Below are 18020 nucleotides of genomic sequence, written 5' to 3'. Positions count from 1 at the left end.
GGCTTACCAGCGTCTCTCAAATCTTTTACGTAACAGAACTGCCAGTAAGTTCATCATCACAAGGAAGAATAACAGGACAATAATGGCAGCGGAGGTTTTTTCAGTAAAGGCACGTTCTGGGCTATCCGACCATAGATAAATCTGGACAGGCAAAATAGCCGCTGGATCAGTAATACCGTGGGGAATATCGACAATGAAGGCCACCATGCCGATCATTAATAGCGGTGCAGTTTCACCGAGTGCATGTGCCATGCCAATAATCGTACCCGTTAAGATACCGGGCATCGCTAAGGGCAGTGTATGGTGGAAGACCGTCTGTACTCGTGAAGCCCCCATCCCATAAGCCGCTTGGCGAATCGAAGGCGGCACTGATTTTAGTGCGGCTCGACTGGCAATAATAATCGTCGGCAAAGTGATTAAGGTCAACACCAAACCACCGACTAATGGGGTTGAACGTGGCATACCAAAAAACTGAATAAACACCGCCAAGCCCAATAAACCAAATACAATTGAAGGCACCGCCGCGAGGTTATTAATATTCACCTCAATAAAATCCACGAAAGGATTATTCTTAGGTGCAAACTCCTCTAAATAAATCGCAGCTGCCACTCCAATCGGGAAGGCTAAGGTCATGGTTACCAACATGGTATAGAAGGAACCCATCAGCGCACTCAAAATACCTGCCTGTTCTGGCTCACGAGAATCACCTGAGGTGAAAAATGGGACATTAAAACGGCGCTCAATCTCACCTTTCGCGGCTAAATCATCGAGCCAAGCCAATTGAAAATCTTTAATTCGCCGATCCGCTTCAGCTTGGGTACGATCAATCTTACCTTTAAAGTAAGTATCAATATCATCATCAGTCATCACCCAAATCGTTGGTTGAGTGCCAATGAGTTGAGGGTTGTCCATGACTTGTTTTTGCAAATCATAAGCTGCGCTCGAACTCACCAACTTTTTTAAAGCCATTTTTTGCTTGCGCTCGGTCACCCCCGGGAAACGGGCATTTAAGGCATTCATCACAACCGCATCATAATTCGCCGCCCGTAACTTTTCTTGAGAAGCCGTCGACTCGACGCCTAAAGCTTCAGCACTTAGATTCACTTCTAATTGCATATAGGTTTGGGTAAAGGCTGGCCAACCTTGCATGAAAATAGTGGTTAAGAGAATCACCAAAAAGGTCAAACTCAGCACAATTGACGCTAAACCATAAAAGCGAAAGCGCTTTTCCCGTGCATAGCGCTTAGCCAGACTGGCACGAACTAATTCAGTCTTATTACTCATGTTCCGGCTCCCGTTTAGTCATACTGCTCGCGGTATTTGCGCACGATCCGCAAAGCCACGATATTCAAAATCAAAGTGAGTACGAATAAGGTCAAACCTAAAGCAAACGCCGCTAAGGTCTTTGGACTATCGAACTCTTGGTCGCCTGTTAAGAGCGTAACGATTTGTACCGTCACAGTGGTGACAGCTTCCAACGGATTGGCCGTGAGATTGGCAGATAAACCAGCCGCCATCACGACAATCATGGTTTCACCAATCGCACGAGAAGCCGCTAATAAGAAAGCCCCAACAATCCCGGGCAAGGCGGCAGGTAAAATCACTTGCTTGATCGTTTCTGAGCGAGTAGCTCCCATGCCATACGAACCATCACGCATCGCCTGCGGGACTGCGTTAATCACATCATCGGACAGCGATGACATAAACGGAATAATCATCACGCCCATGACTAAACCGGCGGCTAAGGCACTTTCTGAGGCGACGGTCAAACCCACACTTTCCCCCAAATCACGAATGAAAGGTGCAACCGTTAACGCCGCAAAAAAACCATACACCACGGTGGGAATCCCAGCCAAGACTTCTAAGCTCGGCTTAACCCAAGCACGAACCCGCCGACTGGCATATTCAGATAAATAAATCGCTGACATTAAACCTACTGGCACCGCAATCACTAAGGCAATCACTGAAATCAACAAAGTGCCTGCAAATAAAGGCACCGCGCCAAAGCTACCAGAACCACCCACTTGATCAGTACGAATCGCCGTTTGCGGACTCCAATGTGTGCCAAATAAAAACTCGGTGATCGGTACGGCTTGGAAGAAACGAATTGACTCAAAGAGAACTGACAGCACAATCCCCAAGGTCGTGACAATCGCAATCGAGGCACAAAGAATCATTAAACCCACAATGACTTTTTCAACTTGATTACGTGCACGAAATTGCGGTGCAATTTTGCGTAAGCCCCAAAAGATGCCTAGACCCGCTAAAGCAAATACCAACACAGATTTGATCAGGTTGCTATTAGCTTGTAAGTCCATGTAGTAGCGTGCCGCTGCTTGTTGCACAGGCTCGGCAGTTGCATCAATCGCCCCTGCTTTTGCCATGCTTGCCACCCGATTCATAAACAGATTCACCGTGGTTGCATCGGCTGCCTGAATGTCCGCAGGTAAGCTAGCAACGACCTGTTGGCTAATCAGTGCAGGGCTAAAAAATGACCATAGCATTAAAGCGATTAAAGAGGGGATTAAGCACCACACCACTACTAAATAACCATAATAGCCGGGCAGTGAATGCAGCTTATTAACTCCACGATTTCCATTGGAGACAGCTAAGGCTCGCTTACGCCCAAAGAAATAGCTGAAAGCTGCTAAGACCAGCAGTAGAAGCAAGATGATTGAGCTATTCATACATGTGTATACCACAGCAAGGAAGAGGTTTTGCAGTCGGTAGCCACTGTCATTTTAGAGCGACACAAGTGGCTGCACGCGGATAATACTGCGTGTTTATGACAAATTCATGACAAAATGACTAAGCTTCTTTAGCAAAAACCGGGAGTTAGCGAGCTAACCCCCACCGTGAAAATTAAAGTAAATGCTTAGTTTTTACTATTAGAGAGACTCGAGAACTTTTAAACCTTTTGCTGCCTCACCAAAGCTCTGACGCTCAGCCTCTGGCATAGGGATCATACCTTTTTCGGCTAAATATCCGGTATCACCCCAAGCAGCATCGCTCGTCAGTTCGGTCACGAAATCTTCAATGCCTTTCACTGTACCCACATGCTCTTTCTTCACATATACATACATCGGACGTGAAACCGAGTATTTGCCAGCAGCAATATTTTCGAAGCTAATCTCAACACCTTCGATAGCTGAACCTTTCACCTTGTCGGCGTTTTGATCCAAGAAACTGAAACCGAAAATACCCACTGCTTTCGGATTAGCTTGCAGCTTTTGTACGATCAGATTGTCGTTTTCGCCCGCTTCGATGTATTTGCCATCTTCACGCATGCTATTGCAGATTTTCTTGAATTGATCGCCATCTTCTTTTTCCAACTTTTTGATCGCTGGGAAGCTTTTGCAACCTTCATGCATAACCAATTCAACAAAAGCATCCCGAGTACCTGAGGTGGGTGGTGGTCCTAGGACTTCAATCGGTGCATCCGGTAATGCAGGATTGATTTCTTTCCAAGTTTTGTAAGGGTTAGGTACTAATTTTAATTCGCTACTAGCTACATCCGGTATCTCTTTCGCCAGTGCTAAAAACAGATCACGGCGGGTGAAGTTATAAGCATCCGCCGCTTTAGCATTCGCTACTGCAATCCCGTCGTAACCAATTTTGATTTCAACCGGGCTAACGCCGTTCTTTTTGCAATCGGCTAATTCGCTTTCTTTAATCCGACGCGATGCACCCGTCATATCGGCCGATTCAACCGCAGTCCCTTCGCAGAATAATTTCATGCCGCCACCTGTGCCAGTGGATTCAACCTTAGGAGCTGGATTGCCCGTTTTCTTGGCATAGTTTTCAGCGACGGTCGTAGTAAAAGGATAAACCGTTGAAGAACCAACGATTGAGATATTGTCACGAGCTTGTGCAGCACTAGTAGCAACCAGCAAGCCCGCTGCGATAGCCATAGACAGTTTTTTCATTTCAGCGTTCTCCGTTCATTAAGCCTTAAGATGTGCGCAGTGTAGAGCTTAAATATGACAAAGCGATGACAAACTGTCATTTTCAGGATTTAATTATTTACCCCTAAAATTCTCAATAAAACCATTTAATAACAATGACATAGGATATTCATCAGAGCGTCATTGTTCTGCAGCAATCAAGATTCACACTCTAGTTCTGGTTCTTAATAGCTTTAACTTAGGAAAGAAATCATGAAGCTGCTCCAGCAATTAAATGCACGTGAAATTCCTTTATGCCTACTCATCAACCAGATTAATCGTAGACGACCGATTAGCTATTTCTTTGCGGGAATCAGTCGCTTAGGCAATGGTGTGTTTTGGTACACCTTAATGCTAACGTTACCACTAATTTATGGCTGGTCAGCTCTCTATGTTTCACTCCACATGGGGTTAGTCGGCTTAGTCGGTTTAATGATTTATAAACTCCTCAAGGGTTCAACTTTGCGAGTACGCCCTTATCACTACAACACAGCTATTTTCCAAAATGTAGCGGCTTTAGATCAATTCAGTTTCCCCTCTGGACACACTTTGCATGCGGTGAGCTTTACATTGATTTTGCTGCATTACTATCCAGAGTGGTCTTATTTAGTGATTCCATTCGCGGCTCTCACGGCCGTTTCACGCATTGTGCTTGGCTTGCATTATCCAAGTGACGTGCTAATCGGTGTCTTAATTGGCGTCACCCTAGCCTTGAGTAGTTTCCTAGTCATGGTTTAAACCACCTCTTTAAACCACCTAGGCTTTAAAGCTGATTGAAGGCTAATTTAACAAGGAGCGTGTTATGCAAGGCTTACGTCCTGTCACCTTAGAAGGCAAACTGATCCGTTTAGAACCTTTAACCAAATGGCATGCACCGGATCTATTAAAAGCTGCACGCGATGAATCCATTTGGAAATATATGTTCTATGGCAATTTAGCAGAACCCCTCGCAATGAATACGTTCATCAGCCATGCGATTCGCTTACGGGATGCCGGTAGCGATTTACCATTTGCTGTGATTCACAAAGCAACCGATCAAGCCATTGGCTGCACTCGCTTTCGAGATATTTGCCTTAAGCATTTTAAACTGGAAATTGGTGGAACTTGGTATGCCAGCGACTATCAACGCAGTGGGGTCAACCTTGAGAGCAAATACTTATTGATGCGCCATGCCTTTGAAACCTTTGGTATTTTGCGCGTACAGTTTAAAACCGATATTCGCAATCTGCGCTCACGTCAATCCTTAGAGAAAATGGGTGCAGTCCCCGAAGGGATTTTAAGACGGAGTGCGATCATGCCCGACGGGGTGATTCGTGACACCCTTATTTATAGCATTTTAGATACGGAATGGGCAGCGGTAAAACAGAATTTAGAGCAGCGCATGGAGCGCTTTAATCATAACTATCCCCCCGATTATTTACAGGGCTTGCCAAATTGGATCAACTCAAATTCGACAAGCCACTAATCACTGATTACTCATGAGTAATCAGATGATTATTTCAAAAGCGGCAAATACTCTGGATTATAATTACCTACCGGATAGGGGCGACTTTCATCTATGCCCGTGCGGGTATTGCCTGCTCGGTAGGTAAAGCTTGCTGGGTCATCCAGCTCAACCGCTCGTTCGGTAATTAATTCACCCGTTTGGTAAGGCGTACCATCGACTTTAGTCAGCGCCTCAATCGGTTCACGGAAATGCCGATACGCCCAAGGTGTAATGGCAAATACATCCTTACCGAAGTGATAACGCTGGCTGACAACCACTTGTCGATAGCGAGCTGCAGCGGCCAAAGCGTCTTGTTGAGGTGGATATAGAAAAACGCCTTGAATATGGCCATTGTCTTGCAGATGTTTGCCTTTAGCTGTTAACTCACGCATCAGACGCTGACGCAAGTCTTGCACCTGTTGGAAGGCTGTTGCATCCGCATTCATTAAACTCGGCCAATCAGCACTATAGCCCTGTTCTTGACGAATTTCGTGGGCTAACCATGCCTCAATGGAGGCTGGCATCTCACCATAAAGGCTAGCACCAACGACAGTTTCTAAGAAATAACGCAACTCCCCCATGCCTAAGTTCCGATTAATCGGATCAGCCTGCCGAGCTTGACCGGGAACTGTACTCGGTAAAGCGGTTTTATCCGCTTGATAGCTTAAGTAATTCATCTCCTGCCAACCTAAACTACTCGAAAATTTGCGGGCCAATGCCCAGGTACTATCTATCGTATTGCCCGTGCCGGACGTAAAGGTCGGAAATTCAGTGCGGGTAATCCCACTATGGCAAGCAAGACATTGCATCATTTCTTCACGGGTTTGTGGGCGTAAAGCCCCCTGCTTATCCTCAATAAAGCCTGCGAGTAACCACCCAGCTCCATTATCAACCCAACCTTGCTCATCATTACCATAGATACCACTGCCCTCGGCTTTTTCTGCGGGGCGAAACTGACTCGGTTGCCAAGGGCGAGCTTTATACATATAACGAATTTCTTTAACCCGCCGACTCCGCGTACCCGGAAATGGACTGATACTTGGGTCTGAACCATCTGCTTGTACATCAACATAATGCAAAGGATGGGCAAACTCAGTACCTAACGGATAGAGACCACGCTCGACCTTTACATCATGAGCTTTACCCCAATACTGCTGTGGGCTGTCTGCGGTGAGCCGATCTTGAATCGCTTGCTCCAATAAATCTAAATTCGCCTTATAAACGGCTAAATCAAAACGTCCTGTTTCATCCTGCATAAACTTAGCAGGCAATCGGATATAAACCCCCGAAACCGATCCTGTGAGCGGCGTAAAAATCCCGTAGGGCATAAAATTTAATGCCCGCCAACCGGTTAACCAACCGTGTTCATCCTGAAAAAAGCCATGCTTGGCTTGCATACTGCGCACAAAACCATCGGCTTTAGCGGGTAAGTCTTGAGGATCTAGTGCCGGAAATAAGCGAAAAGGTGCTTGTACCCCTGCATCCCAAGCTCTTAAATCGCCACTGCGTTGCTGAAAAGCGGCTTGCCAATTATCACTACGAAGATAAGTTTGCATATCCCAAGTTGAGGGATCTAAGCCTAAGCTTGTGACGACTTGGCTTAACACTTCAGGCTTTAAGGTATTTTCCCAATGATTCACACTGGCTAAAGGTGCATAGTTATCATAAGGCGCATAGGCATATTCCAATTGAAAATTGCCAATCCGTGGCTCAGCTCCAGCTTGCGGATTGTTATTGCCTAAACCCGCTTTATAGGCTGCATTGGTATGGCAATACTGACAGGTATTCTGTGCACCGCGTGAAGTTTCGGTATAACACTGTGCAGGAATCTGCGGATAGGGATTACTAAAACGCAGCGGGCTAATCACAGAACCTTGTAAGCCAACACCTGCACTCGATTTCTCAGCAACTGACCATGCTCGCTCATCACAAGCACTCAATAACAAAGCACTACTCGCCAACCAACCGATCAGAGTCTTCATCGTTTATTCCATAAAAAAGGTCGATGATTTGCACCATCGACCTGAAGAGAAGAGAACTCAAACTTTATTATGCAATGAATATAAATGAGTTACTTAATAGCGGGCAGACCACTGATATAACCTATGTTAGCATCGAACTTGTCGATCTTCGCTAAAGCAGCATCCACCACAGCATTCGTCCCCGTATCCCAATCACCATGATGCTGGCTATTGCTCATGATATAAGCATGCCCATTGAGGTCTTCAAGAACTTGCAAGCCGGTATTTTCACCCCCTGCAACAGCACTCAAAATACGGGTTAACTTTTTAGTATCAACGTTATACGCCCATACGAAATTATTCACATGCATGCCTGAATCTTCGCCGATAAATAAAGTACGCATCTTTTCAGCAAAGAAAATATTATCGGTATTGGCGATTTTCTCTGGATTGGCGGTATTACCTAAAGCATCTGCTGCACTCAGTGGCTCACCCAACAAAGCCGCTTCGACATACATATTGGTGGCAACATAATCAGAATTGATGGCATTGCCTGCACTGTCTTTTTGACCCGCTTGCAAATCGGCAGAATACGTTGCACCCGCTGAGTTTTTGGCTAATTTAATATCATTGGCAGGCTCGCCACTGGTATCGGTCATGCTGTCACGAATCGCCGACATGGCTAGATATAAGCGCTTATCTTTAGCATTGACCGCAATGCCCTCCATTTTAGTGAACTCTGTCGTTGCCCCTTTGAGCGCAGCATAACGACGGGTTTCTAAGAAAGCCGCTGCTTGATCTTGCCCCGAACGCACGATTAAACATTCATCAGCCGTCGAACCCGCCCGCACACGCTTATACCCTGTTGGGCAAGCCCCGCTAGTTGGTGCGGTTGCATCAAAAATACTACTGAAGCTTGCAGCATCGGCTAAGGCTTTAATTTCAGCATCCGTACCATGCCCAAGCTTTACCCAAGTTAAATTGGCTTTACCGCCTGCCTCTGCACTCGTCTGCGTCCATTTTGCAGCGTAGATCGTACCTGCTGATAAATCACCCGACTTATCGGCAACAAACAGAGCCATTAGACCGTGCGTGCCATCATCACCAAAATAAGCGGTCTTGCCATCGGGCATAACTTTAGACATTTCCCAAGTACCACGCCCCATTGCGTAATGCTTGACGACTTTGGTCGTCCCATCCGCATTGACCGTTACTTCAGGAATAATACCATGATGATAAGGATTGGCGGTTTGCTCAGATTTATAGTAGATCTCGTTTAAAGCCTTCAGACCCGCCGTGGTCGTCGTATAGTTGCTAGCTAAGGGATTGTATTGCAGATCGTAATCTTCTTCTGAGCCTAAATGGGTATTCCACGGGGTTTGTGAACCAAAACAAGGAATCCATAAACCATTGACTCCGGCAAAATCAATCGGGCGTTGTGACTTAATGCTGAGCTTCCCATCTGAAGCTTGCGTTAAAGCGGTCAACAACATGCTCATCGGCATCCGTGTATACCAACCCTCTTTGCTATATGCCGTACTACCATCTGATAATAACCAGTCATATTCTAAGTGGTTCACCAGAAATAAATTGCCACCTACACTTAATAAGCTATTCGCATCGGGGGTTTCCGCGATAACGGGCTGCCCCATTGGGTCTTTAATCGCTTCCATCTTGTAGTTATACAACTGACCTGCAGCATGGGCATTGCCCCCGACTTTATCTTTTACCCCAAATAATTTGTTATAAGTCAGTGGATATTGTGCCGTGCTACCATCGCTATACGTCACGGTAGCCACTGAGCCAGTATGCGCTTTAGCCATTGCATCCGCTGTCGCAGGAGCGGGTGTGCTACTAAACTCAATAGATTTGAAAGTTTTAGTCGAATGACTATTCCCACTCTCATCACAAGCCACTAAAGCGGTGGCGACTGCTAAGCTTAGCATTGAAAATTTCAGCGGTTGCATCACAGGTTTCCTATTCCAATTTATATCGTTAGATGCCGCTACTCTAAGCAAGAAATTTTGCAATTGTATGAACCTAAGATAGCAATTCAGTGAATTTGCAAATAGCCATACTATTTATAAATAGCTCTATAAATAGTTTCATAAATCGCGTTATAAACAGCCTTGTTATTCCGCCAAACAGCTACACTTAGAAACTAATCAAACCTTTACCAGTCTAGTTGGTAACTGAATTTATTTTTAAGCTTTGATAACCACACCCGAGAGGAAATTTATGTCAGCTTTAAAACTTATGAGTGCTAGTTTCTTCGTGGCTGCCACAACAGCTATTTTACCCATTACCCAGGCTGCCAGCCCACCTGCGGTTCAACCACCCGGTCCGGTCGACATGAGTGTGACGATGAAACCCTTCCCTAAACCCCATCCTAATGATAATCGCCTCGTGATTCGTTTGCCCAAACGGCAGAATGAAGCGACCTTATTAGTGCGCGTCACGCCGGGTAAACATACTCAGGTTGACTGCAATACCCGTGCATATAGTGGTGAGTTAGAAACTAAAACAGCTCAAGGTTGGGGCTATGATTTCTATGTCTTACGCACCGATGGTAAAGCCATGTCGACGATGATGGCTTGCCCACCGAATAGCTCACAGATGAGATTTGTACCGGTGACTTCAGCTCAGCAAACCCTGACTTACAATAGCAGAATGCCCTTAGTTTATTATGTGCCAAAAGGTTTTACGGTGAACTACGAAGTGTTTGTACCACAGCACCGTGGCACTGCCAAACCTGAATAACTGCAAACAATTAAAACTCAGTTCCTACCCAACGAGTTAGACTACTTGCCAACCCCCTTTGAGCTGGCGTAAAAAGTAAGACACGAGTTAGGAGGAGCTGAGCAATTGACTGAACGATTGTTTGAAGCCGTGTCGCCCTAGCTCGACCAAACAACAAATACCTAGCACTTAAATCAATGCGTTTAAGTGCTTAATGCAAGTGACAAGGTTGGTTATGACTACTACCCCCTCTACACCTGAGTCAGACAATAGCAAGGCTCAAGATACCGCTAGTGTACCGGCAGGTCGGATTGCCCGGCTCGCTCGCCTTGGCTCTTTAGCCACGGGTGTTGCAGGCGGCATGCTGGCTGAAGGTGCACGTCAACTTGCACAAGGTAATCGTCCCTCGATGGGAGAGTTGCTAATGACTCCCGCCAATGCAAAACGGGTCGCTGATGAACTGGCACGGTTACGCGGTGCGGCAATGAAAGTGGGTCAACTGCTTTCAATGGATGCTGGCGATCTATTACCTGCCGAACTTGCTGAAATTTTTGGGCGTTTACGGGCTGATGCCCAACCGATGCCACTGCTGCAATTATCTAAAGTCTTAGAAGAAAACTGGGGTAAAGACTGGAAAACTAAATTCCGTCAGTTTAGCTTGCAACCTTTAGCGGCAGCCTCCATCGGCCAAGTCCATGAGGCACACACCCAAGATGCTCGTCACCTTGCCTTAAAAATTCAATATCCGGGGGTACGTGCCAGTATTGATAGTGATGTCGATAATGTCGCTACTTTGTTGCGCCTTGCGGGTTTGATCCCCAAAGGCCTTGATTACCAACCTTTATTGGATGAAGCCAAACGCCAGTTGCATCAAGAAGCCGACTACCTGCGTGAGGCTGGTTATATGCGGCAGTATCAAAGTTTACTGGCAGATAGCCCACATTATACTTTGCCGACGGTTTGTGAGGAGTTAACCACTCCCAACATTTTAGCCATGTCATTTATGGGTGGCGTACCGATTGAAGCCATTTCTTATGCCTCCCAAACTGAGCGGGATCAAGTGATGACTTGGCTATTAGCCCTGCTCTTTCGTGAGATTTTTGAATTCCGCTTAATTCAAACCGACCCGAATTTCGCTAATTACCGCTACGACCAAAGGAATCAGCAACTCATTCTGCTCGACTTTGGGGCGACTCGCGCCTACCCAGCGGCGATTGCAGAAGCCTATCGCCAACTGATGCAAGGTGCTGTTGAATATGATCGTGCCAAAATGGATACCGCTGCCGCAGATATTGGCTTTTTCCAAGCAGCGATTCACCCTAAACAGCGTGAAGCCGTCATTGATCTCTTTACGCAAGCCTGTGAACCTTTACGCTGGCAAGGCGTGTATGACTTTGGTGCCTCCAGTTTAGCCGGGCGGATTCGTGATGCAGGCTTAGTGCTCAGTATGGAGCAAGGTTATTGGCATACGCCCCCTGCGGATGCACTATTTTTGCACCGCAAACTAGGTGGCTTGTACTTATTAGCGGCGAAATTACGCGCCAAAGTGGATGTACGCAGCCTCTTTTTACCTTACTTGCATTAAATTTGCGGCAAACTGAATGTCTTGCTATTCAAACAGCATATCCTTCAGTCAAATACCTAAATAATTTGTCATCTGCGGCAACTTCGAGGGTGGCTCAAAATGAGAGTCCTGTTTACGATATACAGCTAAAAATGCATACCGCCCGGACAAATGCTTAATTTTTAAGTTCGCCCCTGAAAACATGGCGAGTTCTTCTAAACTCTGCAAAATTCTGGGTTCAGGGTGAACATTAAACCAAGTCAGCCAAGTGAATAGTGCTGTTCGAAACCACCGAGGCAGCTCGGCTTGATCAGAAAAATCCACAATATGTAAACAGCCTTGTGGTTTAAGTAAAGTCAGGGCATGCTCTAACACTGCTGGCCAACCCGGAATCATCGACAGCACATAAGAGAAGATAATGTGATCCAAGGGTTCATCTAAACCCAAATCACGCCAGCTAATCTGCTCAGCTAAACCTTGGTGGAGCTGAATCGAATGAGCATACAGAGTACGTTGAAGATTCTTTTCAGCCCTAGCTAGCATCAGGTTAGAAGCATCTACACCATAGAAACGGGCTGCCGGATAGCGATAAGCCAACTTCACTAAATTCCGCCCTGTACCACAGCCTATTTCTAACACCGCCTCATCCGCTTGGATCGGCAAATCCTTTAAGAGCGTATCGCGGCCTAACAAATAATATTTTCTCGACAAATCATAAATATAACGCTGATAGCGGTATTGTTGATCCATCCGTAAGCTGGCATCTAAACTGTCCATACTCAAGCAGCCAAACGATATAAGTGAAAACCGCCATAAATCGCTGAACGATCCTGTTTGAATAAACGCGCTGATTCGGCTGCTTCATAAACAAAATACTTCAATAACTCAGCTGGTAAGGCAGATTCTAGAGGTGAATGAGTCGCAGCAGTACGGAAAATCACTCGTGTCCCCGGTTTAGCAACTCTTAGAATTTCTGTCCATAACTCAATGAGTACTGCATCAGTCATCCAATCCTGGGCATCTAGCAATACAAAACGGTCATAGCTTTGCTTAGGTTGTGTTTTTAGATAATCGAGAATAGAACCAAACTGTGTTTCAACCTTAGGCAGCTGCTCTTTAATTAACTGATAATTATCTATTTTCAAATAAGCAGGTAAGGCTAGACGCTTAGTATGATCATAATTATGACTAAAGGCTTGCCAAGCAAAATAATTATCTCTAATCGGAAAATCACAGGCTAAACGCTTTACTCGCTCACGATATTGCTGCACTAAATTGCCATCTGCTTTCATCGCAGCATATTGTTGGGGTGGAATCCCTAAGCTAAATACCGACATAGGTAGTTTGCCTAGGAAATTTACCAGTTTATTATCAAAGAAGGGGGCAATATGTCGATTAAAAATTACCTCTTGTTCATATAAGCTATTTGCTTTTAATAGCAAACTGGGCTTGCAATCAATCCGCTCACCTAACCAATGCAAGCAACGCATGAAATAGCCAAAACGGGTTTGCTTATATAAACCTTTAGTAAACATTTTAACTCTAGCTGAACCTAATAACTGAGATTTGCCCCAGAAAGCCACTAACTCAGGGTTAAGCTGTGGTTGAATATAATTATAATAATTATCTAGATTAGAAGCACGATCTGCATAACCGAAGAAATCATAAAAACTTTTATGATTCGGTAAATATTGCAAAGCTGCAAGCTTTAGGCGCGTCAGTGATAAATGATAAGGATTCAAATCAATCGCAGTGATTTGTGCTGGGCTAGCCGTTAAGTAATTCAGAACATTACAGCCACCAGAAGCAATCGTGAGCAAGCGGCTATCTGTATTCAGTTGTAGTGCTTGTAGGTCAACCACGGGGTCTTCCCAAATTTGGTTATATATAAAACTATCAAACCAGGTACTGAATAGGCGCTGCTGCATCCCCATCATTGAGCTAGGTGCATGCTGGTGAACGGCATTACGCAGAGCGATTGAATGCGTCATGTTGAATTTTCCATTTTTATAAATATTTCAGAATGATGCAGCCCTGCAATGAAGTCTCGATGACAAACAGATGACGATTTTATTAAAAAACACAGCAGGCTAAGTATTATTCGTTAAACTAACGCCTCCGTGGAGGTGCATAGATGCTAATAGTACTCAAAGAATACGCCCGCTTATGGTGGCGACAACGTTGGTGGCTCAGCCTAGTATTGCTGGCGATTACGGCGGCGGTGAGCATCGAACTGCTGATTCCACTGATTTTTAAAAATATGGCGAATGCCTTCGCACTGCCTGTCAGTGAGGCGACCGCTCAGGTTTTAATGCAAAATCTGCTCTATCTAGCGCTGGCTTTTATGCTGGAATGGTTGATCTGGCGAGCGCTAGAATTTGGCATTATCCCACTGGAAGCGGGTGGAATGCGCTATTTAGATTCCTTTTGCTTTGAGGTCTTACTTAAGCAGCCTTATCGGTTTTTTGAAAATAACTTTGCAGGTAGCTTGGTCAAGCAAGCTTCGCGCTTTACTCGCTCTTTTGAAAGCCTGACCGATTGGCTGATATTTCAGCTATATAGCAAAGTCTTAGCGACCAGTATTGCCTTATTTTTATTTTTTCAACAAGACCCGCTATTAGCTGCCTACTTTCTGATTTTTATTATTCTGTTTATTGCTTGGAATTTAGGATTTTCTTTATGGAAGTTAAAATATGATGAACAAGTTGCCGAATGGGATTCAAAATTAGGTGGCCTTTACTCAGATAGCATTAGCAATATTGCCGTTTTAAAGAGCTTTGCTCTCGAGTCGCATGAACAAGCTAATGTTCGTCATTTCGCTAGGATTTTATACAAAAAGCGCCGTTTCGCTTGGATACTGATGTTCATTTCTTTTGCGGTGCAAGCGATTTTAACTTCTTCCATTGAGTTTATTTTAGTTTACAATATGATTCAAGATTGGAGGCAAGGTCAATTTGAAGTCGGCCAATATGTTTTATTTCAAACTATTCTATTAGTTTTATTACGGCATTTATGGGAATTTGGGCAAAGCTTTCGTTCTTTATTCAGCTCTATTGCCGATGCTCGTGAGATGGCGAACATCATTCAAAACCAACAACTCGAACAAGATACTAGCGAAGCTCAAGCCCAAACCATTCGGCATGGAAAAATTGAATTCAAACAAATTTATTTTAATTATCGTCAAACCAAAGCCGGTAGTACCGTAGCCACGAGTGGTTTATTTGAAGATTTTAATTTAACTATTCAAGCGGGGGAAAAGTTAGCACTCGTAGGGCATTCTGGCTCGGGTAAAACTTCCATTACTAAGCTTTTATTCCGTTTTGTTGATCCACAACAAGGTGAGTTATTGATTGATGACATACCGATCAAGCGCTTCACTCTTGCGTCCTTACGCCAGCAAATCGCCCTAGTGCCACAACAGCCCGAACTGTTTCATCGCAGTATTAAAGATAATATTCTGCTAGGCAAGTCAGTCAGTACCGAAGAGTTAGAACGAGTCGCTCGCCAAGCTCAGGCTTTAGATTTTATTGAACAATTACCTGAAAAATTTAATACCTTAGTGGGTGAACGGGGTGTCAAACTCTCCGGTGGTGAAAAGCAGCGCATTGCAATTGCTCGCGCCTTATTACAACAAGCCCCGATTGTGGTCTTAGATGAGGCCACCAGTGCACTCGACTCCCTCACCGAACAGCAGATTCAAACCGCTATTTTTGAATTGATTGAAAATAAAACAGCCATCGTGATTGCCCATCGCCTCTCCACCATTCTACGCATGGATCGGATTGTCGTGCTCGCCAATGGCCGTATTTTAGAGCAAGGCACACATACTGAATTACTGGCTAAACAAGGCCATTACTATCGCATGTGGCAACATCAAAGTGGGGAGTTCTTGAATTTAGATTAAACCAAAGAATACACCTGCACCCCATGCTGGGCGCAGACTTGGGCTACCTTTGGCCGAGTGAGCTCATCAATAAATAACCCGGTTAATTGCGAAGCATGCCCTACCCTTACGGGTGCATTACGCTCGAGCTTAGTTTTATCCGTTACCAAAAAACGCTCGCGCGCATTACTCAAAATCGCTTGCGTGACACGCACTTCACGATAATCAAAATCAAGCAAGGCTCCCTCCTCATCTAAAGCGGAAGCCCCAACCACGGCATAATCCAATTTAAACTGCTTAACGAAATCCACAGTCGCCTCACCAATCACCCCACCATCAGTATGCCGTAAGACGCCCCCAGCAATAATAATTTCAAAACTGGGATTCTGAATCAGGATATTCGCTACGTTTAAATTATTGGTGATGACCATTAAATTCTGATGGGTCAATAAAGCGCGGGCGACTGCTTCCGTGGTCGTGCCAATATTAATAAATAAGGAACTATTATTGGGAATTTGCGCGGCACATAATTCCCCCAGTAGCCGCTTTTCTTCTGAGGCCATATTCCGCCGCTGCTCATACCCAACATTTGCCACCCCAGAAGGCAATAAAGCGCCACCATGTACCCGTGCTAACAGCCCCGCCTCACACAGTTCATTCAAATCTTTACGGATCGTTTGTGGTGTCAGCTCAAAGGTTGTGACCAGTTCATCCACCAAAACCCGCTCGGCGCTACGGGCTAAACTCATAATTTGCTGTTGTCGTAATGAAAGCTGCATGCGGGTCTCCTGCTCGAAGTTTACGGCCTTGAACTTCAAGCCTAGCTAAATAACGAAAATAAATCTTGCAAAAACGAAAATTCACGAAGATACTTTACAGCGACCATCATCGCACTATAAACAAGCACAGGATAGTATGATGTTAAATTCACCCACGCATGAGCTTTATGATCTAGTTGTGATTGGCGGCGGCATTAATGGCTGCGGTATCGCACGGGATGCAGCAGGCCGTGGCTTAAAGGTATTATTAGCCGAGCAAGGTGATTTAGCTCAAGGTACTTCGTCTGCTAGTACTAAATTAATTCATGGTGGGCTGCGTTATCTCGAATATTATGAGTTTCGTTTAGTACGTGCCGCACTTTCAGAACGCGAAATCCTGTTAAACAATGCACCGCATATTATTTGGCCGATGCGGTTTGTCCTCCCCAATAATAAAGCTATCCGCCCTGCTTGGTTGGTTCGTTTAGGTTTATTTCTCTATGATCATATCGGTGGGCGCAAACAACTCGCACCAACCAAAACGCTGAAGCTTCACCAACATGCAGCACTCAGTGCTCCCCTGAAAGACCATTTTGAAATTGCTTTCGAATACTCCGATTGTTGGGTCGATGATGCTCGCTTAGTGGTTTTAAATGCGCTAGATGCAGCTCAGCGCGGAGCAACTATTCGCGTACATAGCGCTTGTACGGGTGCACAGCGTCAAAATGGGATTTGGCAAATTACGCTTCACAATCAAAAAACGAAACAAAACGAAACTATTCAAGCGCGAATTTTAGTTAATGCCACTGGTCCTTGGATTGATCATTTATTGCATCAAGCTCAGCTGTTAGCGACGCAGCAACATAATGTGCGCTTAGTGCGTGGCAGTCATATCGTCGTACCGAAACTGTATGCACATGATCGCGCTTATTTTTTCCAGAATACCGATGGCCGCATTATGTTTGCTATTCCTTATGAGCAAGCATTTACCCTGCTCGGCACCACGGATGTGGATCATCAAACAAGCTTAGATCATGTGCAGATCACCGAAGAGGAAACTCAATATCTATGTGACTCAGCCAGCTTGTATTTCAAACAACCCATTCAACGCACCTCTGTAGTTTGGAGTTATGCTGGAGTGCGGCCTTTATACGACGACGGTGCGAATCAAGCACAAGCTGCAACCCGTGAATATGTTTTGCGGGTGGACGATGAACAAGGGCAAGCGCCGTTACTGAATGTGTTCGGTGGTAAAATCACCACTTACCGACGCTTAGCCGAAGATGCTTTGTCTAAATTAACTGCTTGGCTCCCCACCGCAACACCGTCTTGGACAGCCAATGCGCCTTTACCTGGGGGAGAGTTTGCCTTCGCCGAGCAGGCTCAGCTGGTGGCGCAATTGCAAAACGATTATCCCTTTGTTGATCAAGCTTGGGCGCAAAGCTTAATGCGACGTTATGGTAAGCGGGCTTGGGATTTATTGGGTGATGCTAAAAGTTTAGCCGACTTAGGTCAGCCGTTTGGTGCTACTTTAACAGAGCGTGAAGTTGATTTTTTACGTAAAACAGAATGGGCGAGGGATGCAGAGTCGATCTTGTGGCGACGTAGCAAATTAGGGCTACAGATGACCGCAGAACAGCGCGCAGCATTCCAAGCGTGGCTAGAATAAGCACGCGACCATCAGG

14 protein-coding genes are annotated in these 18020 nt (G+C 45.3%); 6 read left to right on the top strand and 8 right to left on the bottom strand.

Translation table 11 applies throughout. From position 1 onward, the window contains the following. Positions 1–3: 3 nt before the first annotated feature. The 3 genes from pstA to B5D50_RS08445 form a co-directional block, all read right to left on the bottom strand. Positions 4–1284 (bottom strand): phosphate ABC transporter permease PstA, encoded by a 1281-nt coding sequence (gene pstA, locus B5D50_RS08455; protein WP_078922167.1) that lies wholly within the window; start codon positions 1282–1284, stop codon positions 4–6. 14 nt (positions 1285–1298) lie between these two features. After that, positions 1299–2687, bottom strand: coding sequence for a phosphate ABC transporter permease subunit PstC (gene pstC / locus B5D50_RS08450; RefSeq protein WP_078922166.1), 1389 nt, complete (start codon positions 2685–2687; stop codon positions 1299–1301). 201 nt (positions 2688–2888) lie between these two features. Further along, entirely contained in the window at positions 2889–3926 is a 1038-nt protein-coding gene (locus B5D50_RS08445) for a substrate-binding domain-containing protein (RefSeq protein ID WP_078922165.1), read from the bottom strand. Between the two features lie 231 nt (positions 3927–4157). On the opposite strand from B5D50_RS08445, the gene B5D50_RS08440 reads away from it, so the two are divergent. Then, complete coding sequence (locus B5D50_RS08440; protein WP_078922164.1) at positions 4158–4682, top strand: phosphatase PAP2 family protein; 525 nt, start codon at positions 4158–4160, stop codon at positions 4680–4682. 64 nt (positions 4683–4746) lie between these two features. Continuing rightward, the gene (locus tag B5D50_RS08435) at positions 4747–5409 is read left to right on the top strand and encodes a GNAT family N-acetyltransferase (protein WP_078922163.1); all 663 of its coding nucleotides are present in this window, start codon (positions 4747–4749) and stop codon (positions 5407–5409) included. A gap of 29 nt (positions 5410–5438) precedes the next feature. Here the strand turns inward: B5D50_RS08435 and B5D50_RS08430 are convergent, their stop codons facing one another. Both B5D50_RS08430 and B5D50_RS08425 read right to left on the bottom strand, forming a co-directional pair. Then, positions 5439–7412 carry a hypothetical protein gene (locus B5D50_RS08430; RefSeq protein ID WP_078922162.1) on the bottom strand — a complete coding sequence of 658 codons (1974 nt, stop codon included), beginning with the start codon at positions 7410–7412 and terminating at the stop codon, positions 5439–5441. A gap of 89 nt (positions 7413–7501) precedes the next feature. Then, positions 7502–9358, bottom strand: a complete 1857-nt coding sequence (locus B5D50_RS08425) for a PhoX family protein (protein WP_143594299.1) — start codon at positions 9356–9358, stop codon at positions 7502–7504. Between the two features lie 271 nt (positions 9359–9629). Here B5D50_RS08425 and B5D50_RS08420 point away from each other — a divergent pair, with 271 nt between their 5' ends. Both B5D50_RS08420 and B5D50_RS08415 read left to right on the top strand, forming a co-directional pair. Continuing rightward, the gene (locus tag B5D50_RS08420) at positions 9630–10151 is read left to right on the top strand and encodes an ecotin family protein (protein ID WP_078922161.1); all 522 of its coding nucleotides are present in this window, start codon (positions 9630–9632) and stop codon (positions 10149–10151) included. Between the two features lie 214 nt (positions 10152–10365). Further along, complete coding sequence (locus B5D50_RS08415; RefSeq protein WP_078922160.1) at positions 10366–11715, top strand: ABC1 kinase family protein; 1350 nt, start codon at positions 10366–10368, stop codon at positions 11713–11715. 48 nt (positions 11716–11763) lie between these two features. Here B5D50_RS08415 and B5D50_RS08410 read toward each other — a convergent pair whose 3' ends face one another. Together B5D50_RS08410 and B5D50_RS08405 are read right to left on the bottom strand one after the other, a co-directional pair. After that, positions 11764–12471, bottom strand: coding sequence for a class I SAM-dependent methyltransferase (locus B5D50_RS08410; RefSeq protein WP_078922159.1), 708 nt, complete (start codon positions 12469–12471; stop codon positions 11764–11766). A 2-nt stretch (positions 12472–12473) separates the two neighbouring features. Beyond that, the gene (locus B5D50_RS08405; RefSeq protein ID WP_078922158.1) at positions 12474–13685 is read right to left on the bottom strand and encodes a BtaA family protein; all 1212 of its coding nucleotides are present in this window, start codon (positions 13683–13685) and stop codon (positions 12474–12476) included. A 143-nt stretch (positions 13686–13828) separates the two neighbouring features. Between B5D50_RS08405 and B5D50_RS08400 the strand changes: the two genes are divergently transcribed. Then, positions 13829–15598 (top strand): ABC transporter ATP-binding protein, encoded by a 1770-nt coding sequence (locus B5D50_RS08400; RefSeq protein ID WP_078922157.1) that lies wholly within the window; start codon positions 13829–13831, stop codon positions 15596–15598. Here B5D50_RS08400 and B5D50_RS08395 read toward each other — a convergent pair. After that, positions 15595–16356, bottom strand: a complete 762-nt coding sequence (locus tag B5D50_RS08395; protein WP_078922156.1) for a DeoR/GlpR family DNA-binding transcription regulator — start codon at positions 16354–16356, stop codon at positions 15595–15597. The two genes, B5D50_RS08400 and B5D50_RS08395, sit on opposite strands and share 4 nt — an antisense overlap. Before the next feature lie 139 nt (positions 16357–16495). Between B5D50_RS08395 and glpD the strand changes: the two genes are divergently transcribed. Next, the gene (gene glpD / locus B5D50_RS08390) at positions 16496–18004 is read left to right on the top strand and encodes a glycerol-3-phosphate dehydrogenase (protein ID WP_078922155.1); all 1509 of its coding nucleotides are present in this window, start codon (positions 16496–16498) and stop codon (positions 18002–18004) included. The last annotated feature ends 16 nt before the right edge of the window (positions 18005–18020 follow it).

The organism is Thiothrix eikelboomii, from assembly GCF_900167255.1.
Taxonomy (GTDB): Bacteria; Pseudomonadota; Gammaproteobacteria; order Thiotrichales; family Thiotrichaceae; genus Thiolinea; species Thiolinea eikelboomii.
This window is presented reverse-complemented; position numbering and strand designations above follow the sequence as displayed.

Bases quoted from the DNA above. Each gene is read 5' to 3' on its own strand.
- B5D50_RS08430 (WP_078922162.1), bottom strand. From the start codon at position 7,412: ATGAAGACTCTGATCGGTTGGTTGGCGAGTAGTGCTTTGTTATTGAGT.
- pstA (WP_078922167.1), bottom strand. From the start codon at position 1,284: ATGAGTAATAAGACTGAATTAGTTCGTGCCAGTCTGGCTAAGCGCTAT.
- pstC (WP_078922166.1), bottom strand. From the start codon at position 2,687: ATGAATAGCTCAATCATCTTGCTTCTACTGCTGGTCTTAGCAGCTTTC.
- glpD (WP_078922155.1), top strand. From the start codon at position 16,496: ATGTTAAATTCACCCACGCATGAGCTTTATGATCTAGTTGTGATTGGC.
- B5D50_RS08440 (WP_078922164.1), top strand. From the start codon at position 4,158: ATGAAGCTGCTCCAGCAATTAAATGCACGTGAAATTCCTTTATGCCTA.
- B5D50_RS08400 (WP_078922157.1), top strand. From the start codon at position 13,829: ATGCTAATAGTACTCAAAGAATACGCCCGCTTATGGTGGCGACAACGT.
- B5D50_RS08415 (WP_078922160.1), top strand. From the start codon at position 10,366: ATGACTACTACCCCCTCTACACCTGAGTCAGACAATAGCAAGGCTCAA.
- B5D50_RS08420 (WP_078922161.1), top strand. From the start codon at position 9,630: ATGTCAGCTTTAAAACTTATGAGTGCTAGTTTCTTCGTGGCTGCCACA.
- B5D50_RS08405 (WP_078922158.1), bottom strand. From the start codon at position 13,685: ATGACGCATTCAATCGCTCTGCGTAATGCCGTTCACCAGCATGCACCT.
- B5D50_RS08410 (WP_078922159.1), bottom strand. From the start codon at position 12,471: ATGGACAGTTTAGATGCCAGCTTACGGATGGATCAACAATACCGCTAT.
- B5D50_RS08435 (WP_078922163.1), top strand. From the start codon at position 4,747: ATGCAAGGCTTACGTCCTGTCACCTTAGAAGGCAAACTGATCCGTTTA.
- B5D50_RS08445 (WP_078922165.1), bottom strand. From the start codon at position 3,926: ATGAAAAAACTGTCTATGGCTATCGCAGCGGGCTTGCTGGTTGCTACT.
- B5D50_RS08425 (WP_143594299.1), bottom strand. From the start codon at position 9,358: ATGCAACCGCTGAAATTTTCAATGCTAAGCTTAGCAGTCGCCACCGCT.
- B5D50_RS08395 (WP_078922156.1), bottom strand. From the start codon at position 16,356: ATGCAGCTTTCATTACGACAACAGCAAATTATGAGTTTAGCCCGTAGC.